The sequence below is a fragment of the Myroides profundi genome (assembly GCF_000833025.1).
In the GTDB taxonomy this organism is placed as follows: domain Bacteria; phylum Bacteroidota; class Bacteroidia; order Flavobacteriales; family Flavobacteriaceae; genus Flavobacterium; species Flavobacterium profundi_A.
Window position 1 is genome coordinate 3711008 of record NZ_CP010817.1, and the last position, 19474, is coordinate 3730481.

A 19474-nucleotide genomic window follows, 5' to 3' on the forward strand; every position below is an offset into this window, starting at 1 on the left:
AACAATTAGTTTAAAATGAACTATCTTTGAAAGACTGATTCATTATGTCTAGAAATATTGAAATGTAGTATCGGTACAGCCACCATGAGCTGACCTAAAAAGAATAAACTATAGGCAGCAACACATGCACATCATAGAAGATGCGCTAGAAGAAAAGAAATCAGTAAATCTAAAAATACGAGTGTCAAGTTCTCGCTTTTGTTGAATTGATTGCATAATATTTAGGTTATATAATTTTTTCTTATCAGTGAAAAAAGCAAAGTAGGGAAACCCTTATATGTAATTATTTTCTTACAAAACAAACAATAATTATACACAACAGATTAAGGATATAGCACTCCCTACTTTTGTAATACAAAGGTATTTCAACACCTCATTCTATGAAATACCATGTATATGGTATATTTTAATTCTCTCTCATAATACTCAGAGAAGAAAGACACCATAATCATTCAAAACGACTAATTAGGCAACCTTTTAATTAGAGCCAAAAACCTAGTAAATACAAGGAGGAACTACTCTTTTTTTTACAACAAAAACGCGACTGGTCCCATAGTTATCGCATAGTGATGGCATACTGCTCGCATAGTTTTACCCATTTTTTATGCGATCACTATGCCATCAATACCCCATTACCTTATGACCAGATAAATTATAGACCAAAAAAAAGGGCTCCCATTACTGAGAGCCCTTATATAAGTGTACTTATGATCTTACTTTACATGTAAAACGAAGTAATTTTTCTTTCCTTTTTGTAGTAATACGAATTGATCATTAATCAAATCGTTTGTAGTCACTACGTAGTCTTCAGCTACTTTCTCTTTGTTTACAGAGATAGAGTTAGCTTGTAACGAACGACGAGCATCTCCATTAGATGAAGCCAAATTAGAATTAGCAGCTAAGGCATCTACGATAGTTAACCCAGCTTCGATATCTGCTTTTGCTACTTCTGACTGTCCCACTCCATCGAATACCTCTAAGAAAGTCTTCTCGTCTAATTGTTTTAAATCTTCTGTAGAAGAGTTACCGAACAAGATATTAGACGCTTTGATAGCATTATCTAATTGCTCTTGACCGTGTACCATAATCGTTACTTCTTCTGCTAGACGACGTTGTAACACACGTAAATGTGGAGCCTCTGAATGCTCTTTTACTAATGCTTCAATATCTTCTCTAGAGATGAATGTAAAGATCTTAATATAACGCTCAGCATCAGCATCAGCCACGTTTAACCAGTATTGGTAGAATTTATATGGAGAAGTGTACTCTGCAGACAACCAAATATTACCCCCTTCTGACTTACCGAATTTAGTTCCGTCAGCTTTAGTAATCAATGGACAAGTAAGCGCATACGCTTTCTCGCTAATTGTTCTACGGATTAACTCTGTACCAGTAGTGATATTTCCCCATTGGTCAGATCCTCCCATTTGTAATGTAATATTGTTCTCTTTGTATAAATGCAAAAAGTCATATCCTTGCATTAACTGATAACAGAACTCTGTAAAAGACATTCCATCTTGAAACTCACCGTTTAGACGTTTCTTCACAGAATCTTTAGCCATCATATAGTTCACTGTGATATGCTTACCTACTGTACGGATAAACTCTAAGAAAGAGAAATCCTTCATCCAGTCATAGTTATTTACTAACACAGCAGCATTCTCAGCACCTGAATTAAAATCCAAGAAACGACTTAATTGTTCTTTAATCGCATTTTGATTATGACGTAAAGCCTCTTCGTCTAATAAGTTTCTTTCATTAGACTTTCCTGAAGGGTCACCTACCATACCAGTAGCACCTCCCACAAGAGCATAAGGTTTATGTCCGGCTAATTGAAAGTGTTTCAATAGCATTACTCCTACTAAATGTCCAATATGCAATGAATCGGCTGTTGGGTCAATTCCCACATACGCAGCACGCATTTGCTCCAACAAATGTTCTTCAGTGCCTGGCATTACGTCGTGGAGCATTCCTCTCCAAGTCACTTCTTCAATAAAATTCTTCATTTAAATAAATTTTACACAAAGATAGCTCAAAACCTTAGCTTATGGAATAAAAATTCTCAAACACTGCATTTTTATACGTTTTCTACATTTATCCTTTAAGAACTAATAATAGGGGCGTTAGAATTCAACTTTATTTCATAATTTTTCACTATGTAAAACATATAACTTACTTTTGTCTAAATATGATACTAGTAACAGGAGGTACAGGCTTAGTAGGAGCACATTTATTATTACATCTTCTTCAGTCAGAAGGTGCAGTTCGTGCTATTTATAGAAATGAGGATAGTATTAAAAAAACGAAGAACCTCTTCGTCTTAAACAATCAAGAAGCTCTATTCTTAAAAATAGAATGGGTAAAAGCAGATCTAATAGATGTACCTACCTTAGAAAAAGCCTTTGTTGGAATTGATTACGTATATCATTGTGCAGCTTTAGTCTCTTTCGAGCCTAAAGATGAAAAAAAACTTCGCAAGACGAATATAGAAGGTACCGCTAATATCGTGAACCTATCTATCGCCTTTAATGTAAAAAAACTGTGCTATGTAAGTTCTATCGCCGCTCTAGGTGAGACATTAGCCAAAGATAAAATCATTACAGAAAAGACAGATTGGAACCCTGAGCTATATCATGGAGACTATGCTATCACTAAGTATGGAGCCGAAATGGAGGTATGGAGAGGGACTCAAGAAGGACTAGATGTAGTCATCGTCAATCCTGGTATTGTATTCGGACGTGGCTTCGGTTATGAAGGTAGTGGAGCTTTCTTCCAAAAAGTAAAAAAAGACTTTCCATTCTACACCACAGGTATTGCAGGAATCGTAGGAGTAAATGATGTGGTAAGAGCTATGCATCTCCTTATGATCAGTGATATTAAAAACGAGAGATTTGCATTAGTTTCTAATAATATTACTTACCAAGAGCTTATCAATCATATCGCAGACTTAATGGGTAAGAAACATCCTAGTATCCATGTATCGCGTACATCAAGTCTATTTGCATGGAAGTTAGACAATTTCGTCTCTCTGATAACGAGAAAAAAAAGAAGCTTTACACGATCAATCGCGCAAGCTTCTCATTCTTCTTATATTTATGATTGTTCAAAAATTAAAAACACTATTGAATTTGATTTCGAAGACTATCGATCTTTTCTCGATCCAATTTCACAGTATCATCAACTTTAATATCTTCTTTACTTAATTCGTCTTTAGGCTCATCTTGAGATTTAGACAATAAAGAGTCTGCTACAACCTTAGCAGCTTCTAGACGACTTAGAATATTGTTCTGCATAGTGTGATACACACCATCGCCTAACTCTACATAATATCTATTATTCGATACGAAAGTAAGACTGTCTATATCGTATTTTTTAAAGATAGAGTTAACGTTAAGCCTTTTCAGAGTATCTTCTCTACTATATGCACTTACACTCTCGATAGAGTATAATAATGATATGTCATACAAGATATCTTCCATTCTTTGTTGTTCAATAAATGGAGACGGTTTTACTACATCATCCTTACATGACATAAGTAAAAACACAGCTAATATTACTAAGTATTTATTCATCTAGTATTTAGTTTTAACGCACGAATAATAATCGTTGCCCTTTATGTTCTTCTTTAACCTTATCGTTTTCATAAGCTAAGAAACCATTTACAAAAGTATGAGTAATTTTAGAACTAAATTTCTCTCCTTCGAATGGAGACCACCCACATTTATATAAAATATTGTCTTTATTTACTTCCCAGTCATGATTCACATCTACGATGGCTATATCAGCATGATATCCTTCTTTTACATAACCGCGTTTCTCTACTTGGAATAGAATAGCAGGATTATGTGCTGTTTTCTCTACGATCTTCTCTATACTGATCTTCCCTTGTTTAGAAGCTTCAAATAGCGAAACTAAAGCATGTTGCACAAGTGGCCCTCCAGAAGGAGCAGAAGAATACGCTTTACTCTTCTCTTCTAGAGTATGAGGGGCATGATCAGTAGCGATAACATCTATTCTATCATCTAATAACGCCTTCCACAGACCATCTCTATCAACCTCTGTTTTTACAGCAGGATTCCACTTAATAAAGTTACCTTTCTTATCATAATCTTTATCCGTGAACCATAAATGGTGAACACATACCTCTGCAGTAATCTTTTTATCTTTTAAAGGAATATCGTTTCTGAACAACTCTGTTTCCTTCGCTGTAGAAAGGTGGAATACGTGTAATCTCGCTCCCGTTTTCTTCGCTAGTTCTATCGCTTTAGAAGAAGATAAATAACAAGCCTCTTCACTTCGGATAATCGGGTGATACTTCACAGGGATATCTTCTCCGAACTCTTCTTTATACTTCGCTAAGTTAGCCTTAATCGTCCCTTCATCCTCAGCGTGTACAGCGATAAGCATAGAAGTATTCGAAAAGATCTTCTCTAATACATCCTGTCTATCTACTAACATATTACCTGTAGATGAACCTAAGAAAAGCTTAATACCAGCTACATTACGTGGGTTTGTTTTTAGCAGTTCTTCTAAGTTATCATTTGTCCCTCCCATCATAAATGAATAGTTAGCAAATGATTTAGTAGAAGCTATTTCGTACTTCTGTTCTAGTAATTCTTGAGTCACAGCATTAGGTACTGTATTCGGTTGCTCTATAAAAGAAGTAATCCCTCCGGCAATAGCTGCTCTAGACTCAGATTCTATATCTCCTTTATGAGTCAAACCTGGTTCTCTAAAATGCACTTGATCATCGATCATTCCAGGAATAACATAATTCCCTTTTGCGTCAACAACAGTTACATCATTAGAAACTTCGATATTAGAAGCTACTTTCGCAATAAAGCCATTCTCAATTAGAACATCCGCTCCTACAATAGTCCCTTCGTTTACGACTTTTCCGTTTTTAATTAAATAGTGTGTCATTATAGTGTGTTTAGTAGTTTACGTATACGTAGATTAATAACGCCAAAAACAGCTTCTTTAATAATTCCTCCAGACATTTTAGATTCTCCTCTCGTCCTATCTGTAAAAATAATAGGCACTTCTGTAATCGCAAAGTTCTTCACATAAGTACGATACTTCATCTCGATCTGAAAAGCATACCCGACAAAGCGCACCTTATCAAAATCAAAACTCTCTAATACTTTGCGCGAAAAACAAACAAAGCCTGCTGTCGTATCTTTAATCTTCATCCCTGTTATCATTCTAACATAGATAGAAGCTCCGTAAGACAACAGAACACGGTTTAACGGCCAATTCACTACATTTACTCCAGTGACGTATCTAGAGCCTATAGCTAAGCCTTGATTCGCTTTACAAGCCTCTAAAAGTTTAGGAAGGTCATTCGGATTATGAGAGAAGTCCGCGTCCATTTCAAATACATAGTCATAGTCACGCGCCAAAGCCCATCTAAAACCGTGTACATAAGCAGTACCAAGACCATTCTTGCCTTCTCTCTTCTCTAAAAATAAAGATTCTGGATACTTACTTTGCAACTCTTCAACTACAGCTGCTGTACCATCAGGGGAATTATCATCAACAATCAGAACATGAAAATGCTGAGGCAATGCCATGACAGCATCGATAATCAATTCTATATTTTCAATTTCATTATACGTTGGTATAATGACAAGTCCTGACTCCATTTTTTAAAACGTTTGCCACAAAAATAACCTTTTTCTAGAAAGTTATCACTTAAATAAAATACAAAGTCAATCTAAAAGGTTTTTTTGCTAATTTTGCAGATATTATGGAGAATCTAATACTTATCGAGCGTGTACTCCCTAGTAAAGATTGGGCAACAGTCCTATTCTTTATCGGATTCTCTATTATTGCTGTTAACCGTACTATCTTCGGAGTACGCTTTTCTGAGTTTACAAAACTAGCAGCATCGAATAAGTACTTAAAGATTTATAAAGACAATACCAACTTAAGAAATAGTTTTACACTGTCTTTTCTACTTGTACAACTTTTATCTATTACATTCTTTATACAAATCGCTTTAAAAGCATTTGAACTAATACCTGACTACAGCTTTGGTTCGTACCTTATGATTTTAAACTTTGTTACAACGTTTATCATCGGAAAGTATTTAATAGATAAGATTATATCAACAACATTTGGTATAGACGAATTTTCGGATGCGTTAAATCTACAAAAAGCTACCTATCGAAATTATATCGGAATGTTACTGCTAGCAGTAGACGTTCTTTTATTCTACAACAATATAACCAACAAACTTATAATTGGGTTCATGTTGATTGCATTAATCGCAACAAATATCCTTTTATACGTTCTTTTTATAAAAAACAACCAAAAATCAATAATGAATAAGGTGTTCTATTTTATTTTGTATCTTTGCACCCTTGAAATAGCTCCTTATCTATTATTATATTTCTGGTTAAAAGATTACGGAGCATTATAAGAAAAAGTACAATTATGAAAGTGAAAACAATTTTGGTTTCTCAACCAGAGCCTAAAGTAGAAAACTCACCTTACTTCGAATTAGAGCAGAAATTCAAAGTAAAAATTGACTTTAGACCCTTCATCCACGTAGAAGGTGTACCAGCCAAAGAGGTAAGACACCAAAAGATTGATTTAAACAATTACACTGCTATTATTTTAACAAGTAAGAACTCTGTAGACCACTTTTTCCGCGTAGCAGAAGAAATGAGATATAAAGTTCCTGAAACGCTTAAGTATTTCTGTCAATCAGAGGCGGTAGCATACTATTTACAAAAATATGTAGTATACCGTAAAAGAAAGATTTATGTAGGTCAGAAAGACTTTGCAGAATTAGCTCCTTTGATTAAGAAGTATAAAGATGAGACCTTCTTACTTCCTGCATCAGATCAATTAAATCACGATGTACCAACTACTTTAAACGATTTAAAAGTAAATTGGACTCCAGGTACATTCTATCGTACTGTTATGAGTGACTTATCAGATTTAGCAGATGTGAAGTATGATGTTTTAGCATTCTTTAGCCCTACAGGTATTAAATCTCTATTCAAAAATTTCCCTGACTTTAGTCAAGACAATACGAGAATAGCTGTATTTGGAACTACAACGCAGAAAGAAGCTTTAGACAATAACTTAAGAGTAGACATCATGGCTCCTGCACCAGGAACACCGTCTATGACTATGGCATTAGAAAAGTACATTCAACAAGTAAATAAATAATATCTATTTATATCATAAAAAACCACCTCTATAAAGAGGTGGTTTTTTTATACAAGTTAAACAAGTATTCACTGTTTAATTAAGAGTACAAAAAAAGGAGATGATATAATCATCTCCTTTTTATATAGCTATATATTACATTATAATTGAGGCCCAGCAGCTACTAGAGCTTTACCTTCGTCATTATTAGAATATAACTTAAAGTTTTCTACGAATAATCCAGCTAATTCTTTTGCTTTCTCTTCCCATTCAGAAGCATCAGCATACGTATTACGAGGATCTAGAATAGTAGTATCTACACCTTCTAAAGCTGTTGGTACAGCGAAGTTATAGATAGGTACAATAGTAGTCTCAGCGTTCTCGATAGAACCATCTAAGATACGGTCAATGATTGCTCTAGTATCTTTAATAGAGATACGTTTACCAGTACCATTCCATCCAGTGTTTACCATATAAGCAGTAGCATTGTGCTCTTCCATTTTCTTCACTAGCTCTTCACCGTATTGAGTTGGGTGTAGAGATAAGAAAGCTTTACCGAAACAAGCAGAGAATGTAGGCTCTGGTTTAGTTACTCCACGCTCAGTACCCGCTAACTTAGCAGTAAATCCTGATAAGAAGTAGTATTTAGTTTGCTCTGGAGTTAACTTAGAAACTGGAGGCATTACACCAAAAGCATCTGCAGTTAAGAAGATAACTTTAGTAGCATGTCCAGCTTTAGACACAGGCTTAACAATATTCTCGATATGTTCGATTGGGTAAGATACACGTGTATTTTGTGTTACAGAACCATCATTAAAGTCAATAATACCATTAGCATCAACAGTAACGTTCTCTAATAAAGCATCACGACGGATAGCACCATAGATATCTGGCTCATTCTCTTTGCTCAAGCTGATTGTCTTAGCGTAGCAACCTCCTTCGAAGTTAAATACACCTTCGTCATCCCATCCGTGCTCATCGTCTCCGATTAACTCACGTTTTGGGTCAGTTGATAAAGTTGTTTTACCTGTACCTGATAATCCGAAGAATACAGCTACATCACCATCTTTACCTTTGTTAGCAGAACAGTGCATAGCAGCCATTCCTTGAAGAGGTAAGTAGTAGTTCATCATTGCGAACATACCTTTTTTCATCTCACCACCGTACCAAGTACCACCGATAACTTGAATCTTCTCAGTCAAGTTGAACGCGATATAAACTTCAGAGTTTAATCCGTAATCTTTATAGTTTTTGAAAGTAGTTTTAGAACCGTTCATTACTACGAAGTCTGGCTCACCGAAGTTAGCTAACTCTTCTGCAGTAGGACGGATAAACATATTAGTTACGAAGTGCGCTTGCCACGCTACTTCCATAATAAATCTAACTTTTAAACGAGTATTCTCGTTAGCTCCACAAAACGCATCAACAACGAATAATCTTTTTCCAGATAACTGATCAACAGTATTCTCTTTTAAAGCATTCCAAGTTCTGTTATCGATTGGTTTGTTGTCATTTGGAGATTCTGGTGAATTCCACCATACTGTGTTTTCTGTAACTGAATCTTTAACGATGTACTTATCTTTAGGAGAACGTCCTGTAAACTCTCCTGTCATTACGTTAACTGCACCTAGCTCAGTTACAACTCCTTTATCATACCCTGTTAAGTTAGGGTTAGTTTCTTCATTATATAAAACGTCGTACGAAGGATTATAGATTACCTCTACAACATCTTTAATACCATATTTTTCCAGTGAAATTGATTCAGAAATATCCATTTTCATTATTTAGGTTGTGTATTAATTTGTTTGCAAACTTAGAAATAAATTTAAAATATAAATATACAAAAGAATTATTTAATCATGTTTTTACTTTTATACGCCTGAATTCCAGCATATAGCCATGCAACAATGAACAATACTCCTCCTACAGGAGTAATTGGACCAATAACTCTTAAGTCTATGGTTATCATATCTTTAAAGGTAAGAAGGTATATAGAACCGCAGAAAAACAATATTCCAAACAAAACCAGATACATAACTATTTTTTTAGCCTTGTCTGAAAATATTCCGCATATACCTATAAAAAGTAAAAAAAGTGCGTGGTACATTTGATAACGAACGCCTATTTCAAAAGTAGCTACTTGAGCCTCTGTTACAACTTTCTTTAGACCATGAGCTCCAAAAGCCCCTAGCATAATACCAATTGCGCCGATTATAGCAGCTATAAATATAACTTTTCGTCCCATTTATTTTTCTTTCAAATATACAACTTATCAGACAAATAGCACATTAAAAATTTTGTAGAATTTTATCCATTTATTGAACTACTAATTTTTGTATCTTGAAAAACCAACTAGAATATTATGACAAAAGAAATTTTAATAGTAGGAGCAGGTAGATCCAGCTCTTCATTAATCAAGTATCTCTTGGACAAATCAGACTCAGAGAACTTACACCTTACTATAGGGGATTTATCTCTAGAATCCGCTCAACAAAAAGCGATGAATCATCCTAATGCTACGGCTATCGCATTTGACCTATTCAACGAAACAGAAAGACAAACCTTAGTACAGAAAGCAGACATTGTAGTCTCTATGTTACCTGCCATACATCACTTAGAACTAGCTAAAGACTGTGTGAGGTATAAAAAACACATGGTTACGGCATCTTACATCAACCCTACTATGCAAGAACTCAATGAGGAAGTAACTAAGAACAGCCTCATCTTCATGAACGAAATAGGCTTAGATCCAGGAATAGACCACATGAGTGCAATGAAAATCATACACGATATCGAAAGAAAAGGAGGTAAAGTCATCTCTTTTGAATCTTTCTGTGGTGGACTAATCGCTCCTGAATCTGACAACAATCTATGGAATTACAAATTCACTTGGAACCCTCGTAATGTAGTATTGGCAGGACAAGGTGGTGCAGCTAAATTCTTACAAGAAGGTCAATATAAATACATCCCTTACAACAAAGTATTTAGACGTACTGAGTTTTTAGATGTAGAAGGATATGGAAAGTTCGAAGCTTACGCTAATAGAGATTCTCTAAAATACAAAGATGTCTATGGACTTCGTGATGCTAAGACCATCTTTAGAGGTACAATCAGAAGAGTGGGATACTCTAGAGCTTGGAATCTTTTTGTAGAATTAGGAATAACAGATGATAGCTACACAATTGATAATTCTGAGGAGATGTCTTACAGAGAGTTTATCAACTCATACTTACCCTACCACCCTACAGATACTGTAGAGACCAAACTAAGGTTAGCGCTAGGTATTGACCAAGATGATATTATATGGGACAAGCTGCTAGAGCTAGACTTATTCAACCCAACTAAAAAAATAGGATTAAAGAAAGCGACTCCTGCGCAAATCTTAGAAAAGATACTGAGTGACTCTTGGTCACTGAGTCCAGAAGATAAAGACATGATCGTGATGTATCACAAGATAGGATACGAACTACATGGACAGAATCACCAGATAGACTCTCGTATGGTCTGCATAGGAGATAATCAGATCTACACTGCTATGGCTAAGACAGTAGGTCTTCCCGTAGCCATCGCTACTCTAAAGATTCTAAAAGGAATCATCACTACACCAGGTGTACAGATGCCAATAGAAGAGGAAGTATATACTCCTATTCTAAAAGAATTAGAAGAGAATGGCATTCACTTTATAGAAGAAGAAGTTCCATATTCAGGATATAACTAACTAAAAAAGCTCCGATAGTGGAGCTTTTTTTACTATATCTTATTTCGGGATAGAACTAATTAATCCTTTTGTGTACGCAGTCTTAGGGTGAGCATACAACTCATCTGCCTCGCCTATCTCCTCTATCTTACCTTTATTCATCACCATCACCTGATCAGACATATACTTGACTACAGACAGATCATGAGATATAAATATATAAGTAAAGTTATACTTATCCTTCAAATCGTTTAGTAGATTCAGCACCTGAGCTTGTACAGATATGTCTAATGCAGACACAGACTCATCGCAGATAATCAGTTTAGGTTGTACCGCTATCGTCCTAGCGATACCGATACGCTGTCTCTGTCCTCCAGAGAACTCATGTGGATAACGGTTAAATACAGATTCGTCTAACCCCACTCGGTATAGTATTTCTATTACTCTCTCCTTTCTATCCGCATCACTACTTCCTATCTTGTGTACTTTCATAGGTTCTAGAATAGCTTCTCCTACAGTCAGACGAGGGTTTAAAGACGAATACGGATCTTGGAATATAATCTGTATATCTTTTCTAAACACCCTAAACGCTTTAGAAGAAAGCTTCGTGATGTCTTGACCTTTATAGAATATCTGCCCTTTAGTAGCTCTATCGAGTTGTAGGATGACATTGCCTAATGTAGATTTACCACATCCACTCTCACCTACTAGTCCAAGTGTCTCACCTTCATATACATTAAAACTAATATCTTGTAATGCGTGGAATACACCTTTTTTAAATAGTCCTCCGTTAATGACATAATCCTTAAACACATTCCTAATCTCTAGCAACGGAGCATTACTATATAACTTTTCTAATCTATCTTTTCTATCCTCAGTAGTCACCACATCTCTAACCACCTTATTGTTCAGAAAGTCTCCTATCGTAGACAGTCTTTTTAATCGCTCTGTAAGAGAAGGTCTTGACGCTACTAAGGCTTTAGTATACATATCTTCTGGATCGTTAAACACTTCTGTTGACTTTCCTTGTTCTACGATATCCCCTTTATACATCACTAGAATACGGTCACTGATAGACGACACTAGATTCAGATCATGAGAGATAAATAAGATACTCATCTTATTATCGCGCTGTAAATCTTTTAGTAGATTAATGATTTCGTTTTGCACAGTAACATCTAATGCTGTCGTAGGCTCATCCGCTATCAGTAGCTTAGGCTTACACGCTACAGCCATTGCGATCATGACTCTTTGCTTTTGTCCACCAGAGATTTGGTGAGGATATTTAGTATAAACTTGATTAGGATTAGGCAGTTTAACTCTATCAAAAAGGCGCAACACCTCTTCTCTTAAAGCCTTTCCCCTGAGCGAAGTATGCTCTCGAAGTATCTCAGCTACCTGTTCGCCACAAGTAATAGAAGGATTTAGAGCACTCATCGGCTCCTGAAATATCATAGATATCAGAGCTCCACGCAACAGTCGGAACTCACTATCTGTATTATGCGTAATATCTTTTCCTTCAAACACGATATTACCCGAGCTAATACGAGATATCTCTCGAGGCAATAGCCCCATTAATGCAAGTGATGCAACTGACTTACCAGAACCCGACTCTCCTACTACACCAAGAATCTCGTTAGCATAGATATCAAAAGAACTCCTTTTGATAATAGTATTCCAAGATTTCTCTTTCAGAAAATCGATTTGTAAATCCTTTACAGATAATATAGGTATATCTTCTTTCATTTTTTATATTCAGTACGATCACTAGAATAACAAAAATATATAATAATTGTGATATAGTATAAGCTATCTAATAAACTAATTAAACATCTATACTATACCACAATTTTTACAGAATATACGGACATACTACGCTACTTTTACTTGGTCATATTCCTTGACTAACGTAACGATAGTAGGAGTTTTTTCTTTAAAATTTGCAAACATTGGGCAAGCTGATTTCACAGCATCTAGCCATTCTTTTAGCAACACTATAGATGCCTCAGAAGTAGGTTTTACGATTACATCTACTCTGTTGAAGTGGTCTAAGCTATCCTTTTCGAAGCCCTCTCCTTTTATCACACCAGACACTTCTATCTGAATAGATTTTAGATCTAACCCCAATGTATTACCGATTAATTTCCCCACTGCGTGGATACTACCTGCTAGCTTAGCTAATAATAACTCTGCAGAGTTCGCATTCACGTCTCTTACTAATTCTCTTCCATCTTTCACTGTGAAAGAGTAGTTGGCTGTTTTTACAGCGAATTGTTGTTCTCTTACTGAGAAGCCCAACACTTTTAAAACTTTACTTTCCATTCTTTTAATTATTTATAAAATTGACATTATACAAAAAGGTCCCTTCAGCTATCTGCCAAAAGGACCTTCTTATTTATTCTTAACTATAAAAATAGTATAATCAAAACAAGCTATCTCTCTTGGCTACGTATGTATACATCGAACGCTTAGGAAAACAAATTTCCTTATACGATGTTGACGTTAATAGATTATAGACTAAATTCATTACTTTATTTTTATATGTTTCTTTCTTAAAAAAAATAAGCCCCTGTGAGGTACAGAGGCTTATTATATATCTTTATCATTATCCAAAAGACAGCTCTATACCATAAACGATGCATTCTTCTTAGAGAATACACATTTTGTTGAATAAACCATATTTGAATAAATTTTCTGCATTACTATTTCCTTATTTGAAGTCAAAATTAGAAAAAAATTATTTTAACAACAAGCACTAACCAATGTTTTTTAATATTTCTTTAACTTAAACAGAAAATATCTCGCTCTGACTTAATAGTTCCTCACGCTTAAATCTCAGCAAAACCTGTGCCACTGCTACCACATCTTTCTCACAATACACGATAATTCTGTCAATATCTTTATCTTCATAATACACCTTAGCCACCTCACTCCCGTCTATATCGTCTTTAGGCGAGGGTATACCTAATATTCTAGTCAAAAGCCTTAAAGATGTAAAATTTTTATAATCTCCTATCTTCCACATTTCCATGGTATCTAGATGATTTACTTCCCACGGTTTTTTCCCAATAATACACAGTTTGTTGGGGATTTTTACCTCATTTATCAACATCCGCCTCACAACAAAGGGGATATCAAATTCCTTAATATTATGCCCACATAGAACGCGAGTAGGATCATTAAAATATTCGTCTATTAAATTAGAAAATTCTTGCAACAGATGGCGTTCCTCTCCTGCAAAGGATTTGACCCTAAACTGTCTATCTCCATTCTTATAGGTGAAATAACCTACTGAGATACACACCACCTTACCGAACTCTGCCCAAATACCTGCACGTTCATAAAACTCCGCTGCAGTCTGTCCATCCCTTCTCTGATATGCTGTCTTACTATCAAATAGATCTTGCATCTCCTCATCTAGGTCATTAAAAGCAGGCACTTCAGGCACTGTCTCAATATCAAAAAAGAGTAGGCTATCTAGCATCACATTTCTAAGCATAACTTATTTCCTTTGGTTCAACATATTATAAGCCTCATCGATATAAGTATATAGATCGTTACTATGAGGGTCTTCCTCAGTCTGTAATCCTTTCAAGTGTCCTAGACGCACAATGATTACATTATCCTTAGGAGACACGATCACGAACTGTCCTAAATGACCTCGCATATAGAAGAAATCTTGTCCCTTGTGATTCACTAACCACCAACCATAGCCATACTCAGGCGCATCTTTAAAACGTGGGGTAACAGACTTTCTAATAAATGCGCTATCTAATATCTTATCACCGTTCCACAACCCCTCGTCTTTATACAACTTACCAAACCTAGCAAAATCACGTGCATTACTCGTAAAACAACAGTATGACTTCTCTACCCCATCTCCTTCATGGTCTATCTGCCATAACGCTGGATTCTCTGCTCCCATAGGCTTCCAGAAATGTTCTGATATATAATCCGTCATATACTTACCAGTAGCTTTCTCTAACACCATCGTCAATAGCTCTGTATCTCCACTTTTATAAATAAACTCTTGTCCAGGCTTATCCTTTATCTCTAAGCCTAGCATTACATTTCTCAGATCTTTATCAAAATAAGCTCTCGTCACCACTGAGAATGGACTGTAATATGCCTCATCCCAATCTAACCCTGATGCCATAGAAGACAGATCTCCTACAGTTAATTCATCTTTATACTTCCCTTTTAACTCTGGTAAAAATTCTATTACCTTCTGATCTAAACTCTTGATCTCACCTCTCTGTAATGCCTTACCTAAGGCAGCAGATACGATACTCTTAGCCATCGAGAAGGAGTTGGTATAAGAGTCCTTTCCATACCCGTCATAATAAGCCTCGTAGAAGATACTATCATTCTTGATGACTAAATAAGCTATAGACTCTAGTTCTTTATGGGTATTCTCTAAGTTATCACTTGCTTTTATAGTATTATAATCCTTCGTGAATGCCCACGGCTGTCCTACATTATTCTTAATCTCCCTAGTCGGAAAATATTTATAATCATCTAAGAATGCTGTCTTATATCCATTAAAGTATATGGTACGTACCGCCGTAAAGAGGTAATCCACTTTAAATATATACATCAGTGCTACTACCAGTGCTATCAAAATCACTAGCCACTTCAGAACTTTCTTTAATACCTTCATAATAGTTTAAATAATTGGTTCCTATAAATTTAGAAAAATAAATCACTTCTTTAACGGTTATTTTTAATAACACCTTTTAATATGATTACATCACGATGACTCTATTTGGAGTATTTGGCTATTAATTACCTTTTTGACCTATTATGGAGTTCTACAAATAACACAATCCACTCTATATCAACACTTCTTATTTATTAATATAAATTCTGTTCGGATAGTGTTCGAAAACACCTAGCAAATACAAGGGTTAAGAGATGTTTTTGCGAACTGTACTAATTCTCTACCCGAACCATCTATACAGTAGAACTACAGTACATATCGCTATTTACAGTCTAAGCAAACTCTAAATAGACTAATAATCATAAAATTATAGGAGTATTTGGTCAACGTTCAATCTAGGATTATATTTGTGCCTTTAATTATTACTTGAATTTCGATTATGCATTTTATATCACCAGAGTTAGAGGATTATGCGGCAAGACACTCAGAAAATGAGCCTGAGTTATTAGCCAAACTAGATAAAGAAACGTACCAAAAAGTACTACAGCCTAGAATGCTGAGTGGTCACTTCCAAGGTCGTTTTTTGAGTATGATCTCTAAGCTAGTTAACCCTCAGCACATATTAGAGGTAGGTACATTCACTGGATATGCTACACTATCACTAGCAGAAGGACTGAGAGCTGATGGTACTATTGATACGATAGATGTAAATGAAGAGTTAGTAGACTTTCAACGAAAATACTTCGATATGTCTGACTATGGGCATCAGATCACCCAACACTTAGGTAGTGCATTGGACATCATTCCTACTTTAGATAAGAAGTTTGATCTAGTGTTTCTAGATGCAGATAAAAAGAATTACACAAACTACTTTCACCTAATCATCGAGAAGATGAATAAGGGAGGAATCATCCTATCTGACAATGTTCTGTGGTCAGGTAAGGTAGTAGAAGATATCAAATGGAATGATAGAGCTACCCTAGAGATCGATCAGTATAATAAATTACTGAAAGATGATCCTCGTGTAGAGACGATACTATTACCGATCAGAGATGGACTTACAGTATCAAGAGTACGATAACAAAAAAGGCTTAGAATCTATATTCTAAGCCTTTTTTTAATGTCAGTTAGACTAACTTATATTTCTTCTCTACCCATTTAAATCCTTGGTAGAATAATGTTCCTGAGATAAGTCCTGCACACATTCCTACGAAAATGTCTATAGGGAAATGCAATGACAAGTAGATTCTACTATATGCAAATACGAGTGGGAATATAAATACTAAAAACGCGTACTTATAATATCTTCTCAATATTAAGAATAAGAACAGCATCGTCGCAGTAGAGTTAGAAGCATGTCCTGAGAAGAAACTCAGTGAGCTACTGCACTTCACTACTCTAAGCATAGCTCTGATGTCCTCCGTATTACACGGTCTAGGGCGAGCTACTGCACTTTTGACTAGATTAGTAAACTGATCTGTGAACGCGATAAGTCCTGCTATGAACAGTAGGATAATACCCAATGTTTTTAGCGATACTTTCTTATATACTAGATAAAGTAATAAGAGATAGAACGGAAGCCAGTTAAACTGCTTCGTGATAAATAACCAAAATGGGTCAAATGTAGGAGTACCTAAGTTGTTTAAGAACAGCATTAGTTCCTTATCCCACTGCACAATTGTTTCTAACATTAAAGTTGTCTTTTTATTGGCCCTGTAATATTCTCAATATCCTCCTTGTGCTTCTCTACTTCATTCTGAATATCCTTCATAGGATTAATATCTATATCGAAGGTCTCTGTTATATCTTTTTTAATACCAGACTCTTCTGCGCTTTTATTGATTTCGTGTTTGATATCGTTTGTTGCATTCTTTAACTGAGCCATAAACTTACCAAAGGTACGTGCCATCTCTGGAACCTTATCAGAACCAAACAACATTAAAATTATAATAATGATGAAAAATATTTCACCCCCTCCGATTCCAAACATAAATATTCGTTTTTCTATTTATAAGATTACAAATCTACGAAGTTTATTAAATTCTCACATAGATTTTATCTAAAACCATTTGTTAAACTATTCTATCTTAGTCTGCTTAACCTCTAGATTTAACTTCTCATGAATCAACTCTATAAACTCTAGCGCTAATTCTCCTGTTCTACTAGCGACTTTCTTTTCGTCTACTATATTTGTATTCAGAATAGAAGTCATCAGCTCATCTGTTGCCACATAATAAGCAAAACCGTTGACATAGTCTTTAGGGATACTGTAATCCTTCGTTAACTTCTCAGGACTCATATAGACTAAGAATTTATCCTTACGTCCTTCTTGTCTTTCATAAGCTAGTGCTTTCTTCAGCATCTTAGTACGTCCCGAGATCATATTCACTATCGCATCTACAGAGATCAGCCCACTACCCGTAGTTGCTGTGTATAACTTACGTTCCGCTGGAGTACGTATCTTAGTCCCTTTAGGGATTAGCCCTAGAGACTCTGAAGTAATCTTCGTGATGACGATCTCGTCTAGTTCATAATAGAGTGAATTAGGCTCTAGTGGTATTAAAATAATATCTCTCTTTAAATCTATATCATCTAACTGATGTCTATATCCTAGAAAAAAAGCTCCTGAGAACATAATCGTATCGTTCTCCTGTGCCTTCAGTTTAAAATATCCTCCAGGTGCAGTCATAGTAGACTCCCCTGTATTAATATTCGCTACGTATACCCCATCTAATCTCTTCGTTCTAGACACTATCTTACCATCTACCATCTTTCTTTCTTGTGCAAAAACAACAGAAAAGTTCAATATTAATAGAAAGGCTATAAATATTCTCATCATTCCTTAATTATAGTTGTAAAAATATTCCATTCTATAGGATACACAAATTTTACCCTCGCAAACTTATGTTAAATATAATCTTCTCTCCCTTATCACTATCTCTTCCACTGACTAATAACAATACTTGTCTCTTAAGTAATACACTCTAAATCATCACGGTTCTAATCGATCTATTCAAGTTCTTTAAAAGGCCTGTCCTTAATAACCTCTAAGAAGTCGACTGCTAAAGGAGCAATCACCGTTTCTAAATAAGTAGTATCTACAGGCGTTACCTTTAGCGCTTCCTTTACCTTCTCATCGTTCACAGCATAAAGAGCAAAACTCTCTACATAGTCATAAGGTATCTTATATTTATCAACCAAAAGTTCATCACTTACATGGTCTAAAAACTTATCTGCTCTAAACCCTGCTCGCTCATAGACTAGCGCTTTCTTAAGCATCTTAGTCCTTCCGTTGAGCATATTGATTAAAGGCGCGATAAGTCCAGAAGTAGCATAAGCTAGCTGTCGTTCCATAGGACTAGGTCCTTTAGACTTATAAGTATATTTAGGATATGGAGACTTATTCTTTTTCGTAACGACTATTTCGTCCAATACCTCTCCTGTCGTATTTCTCTCTAAAGAAAACAGAACAAGGTCTCTATTTATATCTACTTCATTAATTATATACACGTGTAATAGGTATGATAAACTAACGAATCTCAACGTATCATTCACTTCCCCTTTCACACTAAAGTAGCCTTTATCATCAGAGAACTCAGAAATCCCTTTCGAAGTATTAATGACCAATACTTCATCTCTATCTCCTTCTCTAAAAAGAATTTTTCCATTCAATGTTTTTAAACCTTCTTGAGCTAATACAAGCTCTCCCAAAAGAAGAGTTACTATAATGGCAATGTATTTTATATTCTTCATATACTAGTTTATAAAGTGTTCACTCTTAAGCAAGCAAAGCATTGATCTACTCTCCTAACATGCCTAAAACTCAAAATAAGTATTCAATAAAACTTCCATCTAACCACCCCCATCTATCTCTATTACCTCAATGCCACCCCACGCTACTTCAGTCTCTAATAACTCAGAGGTAATAAAGAGAAGAGAAGTTACACCTCCTCTAT

The 19474-nt window shown here is 35.4% G+C and carries 19 protein-coding genes; 5 read left to right on the forward strand and 14 right to left on the reverse strand.

The features are described from left to right. Positions 1–713: 713 nt before the first annotated feature. On the reverse strand, positions 714–2006 hold the full coding sequence (tyrS, locus tag MPR_RS16425; protein ID WP_006259698.1) for a tyrosine--tRNA ligase: 1293 nt from the start codon (positions 2004–2006) through the stop codon (positions 714–716). Between the two features lie 182 nt (positions 2007–2188). On the opposite strand from tyrS, the gene MPR_RS16430 reads away from it, so the two are divergent. Further along, complete coding sequence (locus MPR_RS16430; RefSeq protein WP_041894441.1) at positions 2189–3187, forward strand: NAD-dependent epimerase/dehydratase family protein; 999 nt, start codon at positions 2189–2191, stop codon at positions 3185–3187. Here MPR_RS16430 and MPR_RS16435 read toward each other — a convergent pair. From MPR_RS16435 to MPR_RS16445, 3 genes are read right to left on the reverse strand one after another with little or no spacing between them, the layout of a single operon-like run. Beyond that, complete coding sequence (locus tag MPR_RS16435) at positions 3120–3572, reverse strand: DUF4296 domain-containing protein (protein WP_041894445.1); 453 nt, start codon at positions 3570–3572, stop codon at positions 3120–3122. The two genes, MPR_RS16430 and MPR_RS16435, sit on opposite strands and share 68 nt — an antisense overlap. Positions 3573–3585: 13 nt before the next feature. Beyond that, positions 3586–4923 (reverse strand): dihydroorotase, encoded by a 1338-nt coding sequence (locus tag MPR_RS16440; RefSeq protein ID WP_041894449.1) that lies wholly within the window; start codon positions 4921–4923, stop codon positions 3586–3588. After that, entirely contained in the window at positions 4923–5645 is a 723-nt protein-coding gene (locus MPR_RS16445) for a polyprenol monophosphomannose synthase (RefSeq protein WP_041894453.1), read from the reverse strand. Before MPR_RS16445 ends, MPR_RS16440 begins: the two co-directional genes overlap by 1 nt. A 104-nt stretch (positions 5646–5749) precedes the next feature. On the opposite strand from MPR_RS16445, the gene MPR_RS16450 reads away from it, so the two are divergent. Both MPR_RS16450 and MPR_RS16455 read left to right on the forward strand, forming a co-directional pair. Continuing rightward, positions 5750–6424, forward strand: coding sequence for a DUF4271 domain-containing protein (locus tag MPR_RS16450; RefSeq protein ID WP_041894456.1), 675 nt, complete (start codon positions 5750–5752; stop codon positions 6422–6424). Positions 6425–6438: 14 nt separating this feature from the next. After that, positions 6439–7182 (forward strand): uroporphyrinogen-III synthase, encoded by a 744-nt coding sequence (locus tag MPR_RS16455; protein ID WP_006259704.1) that lies wholly within the window; start codon positions 6439–6441, stop codon positions 7180–7182. A gap of 140 nt (positions 7183–7322) precedes the next feature. On the opposite strand, the gene pckA is transcribed toward MPR_RS16455, so the two are convergent. Then, positions 7323–8936 carry a phosphoenolpyruvate carboxykinase (ATP) gene (gene pckA, locus MPR_RS16460; protein ID WP_041894459.1) on the reverse strand — a complete coding sequence of 538 codons (1614 nt, stop codon included), beginning with the start codon at positions 8934–8936 and terminating at the stop codon, positions 7323–7325. A gap of 74 nt (positions 8937–9010) precedes the next feature. Continuing rightward, a complete protein-coding gene (locus MPR_RS16465; RefSeq protein WP_041894461.1) occupies positions 9011–9406 on the reverse strand; it encodes a DUF423 domain-containing protein in 396 nt (131 codons plus the stop codon). A gap of 117 nt (positions 9407–9523) precedes the next feature. On the opposite strand from MPR_RS16465, the gene MPR_RS16470 reads away from it, so the two are divergent. Then, positions 9524–10879 carry a saccharopine dehydrogenase family protein gene (locus MPR_RS16470; protein ID WP_041894466.1) on the forward strand — a complete coding sequence of 452 codons (1356 nt, stop codon included), beginning with the start codon at positions 9524–9526 and terminating at the stop codon, positions 10877–10879. A gap of 39 nt (positions 10880–10918) precedes the next feature. Here MPR_RS16470 and MPR_RS16475 read toward each other — a convergent pair whose 3' ends face one another. The 4 genes from MPR_RS16475 to MPR_RS16490 all read right to left on the reverse strand — a co-directional run bounded on the left by MPR_RS16475 (position 10919) and on the right by MPR_RS16490 (position 15518). Further along, positions 10919–12604 carry an ABC transporter ATP-binding protein gene (locus tag MPR_RS16475; protein WP_041894470.1) on the reverse strand — a complete coding sequence of 562 codons (1686 nt, stop codon included), beginning with the start codon at positions 12602–12604 and terminating at the stop codon, positions 10919–10921. 126 nt (positions 12605–12730) lie between these two features. Continuing rightward, positions 12731–13180 carry an OsmC family protein gene (locus MPR_RS16480; RefSeq protein WP_006259709.1) on the reverse strand — a complete coding sequence of 150 codons (450 nt, stop codon included), beginning with the start codon at positions 13178–13180 and terminating at the stop codon, positions 12731–12733. A 463-nt stretch (positions 13181–13643) separates the two neighbouring features. Further along, positions 13644–14357, reverse strand: a complete 714-nt coding sequence (locus MPR_RS16485; RefSeq protein WP_041894474.1) for a 3'-5' exonuclease — start codon at positions 14355–14357, stop codon at positions 13644–13646. 3 nt (positions 14358–14360) lie between these two features. Then, positions 14361–15518, reverse strand: coding sequence for a serine hydrolase domain-containing protein (locus MPR_RS16490; RefSeq protein ID WP_041894477.1), 1158 nt, complete (start codon positions 15516–15518; stop codon positions 14361–14363). 439 nt (positions 15519–15957) lie between these two features. On the opposite strand from MPR_RS16490, the gene MPR_RS16495 reads away from it, so the two are divergent. Further along, positions 15958–16599 carry an O-methyltransferase gene (locus MPR_RS16495; protein WP_025125441.1) on the forward strand — a complete coding sequence of 214 codons (642 nt, stop codon included), beginning with the start codon at positions 15958–15960 and terminating at the stop codon, positions 16597–16599. 46 nt (positions 16600–16645) lie between these two features. Here MPR_RS16495 and MPR_RS16500 read toward each other — a convergent pair whose 3' ends face one another. The 4 genes from MPR_RS16500 to MPR_RS16515 form a co-directional block, all read right to left on the reverse strand. Beyond that, positions 16646–17209, reverse strand: coding sequence for a phosphatase PAP2 family protein (locus MPR_RS16500; protein ID WP_041894480.1), 564 nt, complete (start codon positions 17207–17209; stop codon positions 16646–16648). After that, the gene (locus MPR_RS16505) at positions 17209–17508 is read right to left on the reverse strand and encodes a Sec-independent protein translocase subunit TatA/TatB (RefSeq protein ID WP_041894482.1); all 300 of its coding nucleotides are present in this window, start codon (positions 17506–17508) and stop codon (positions 17209–17211) included. The genes MPR_RS16500 and MPR_RS16505 overlap by 1 nt, the downstream gene beginning before the upstream one ends. A gap of 87 nt (positions 17509–17595) precedes the next feature. Next, entirely contained in the window at positions 17596–18357 is a 762-nt protein-coding gene (locus MPR_RS16510; protein WP_235280468.1) for a hypothetical protein, read from the reverse strand. A 170-nt stretch (positions 18358–18527) separates the two neighbouring features. Next, the gene (locus MPR_RS16515; protein WP_041894487.1) at positions 18528–19271 is read right to left on the reverse strand and encodes a hypothetical protein; all 744 of its coding nucleotides are present in this window, start codon (positions 19269–19271) and stop codon (positions 18528–18530) included. Positions 19272–19474 lie beyond the last annotated feature (203 nt).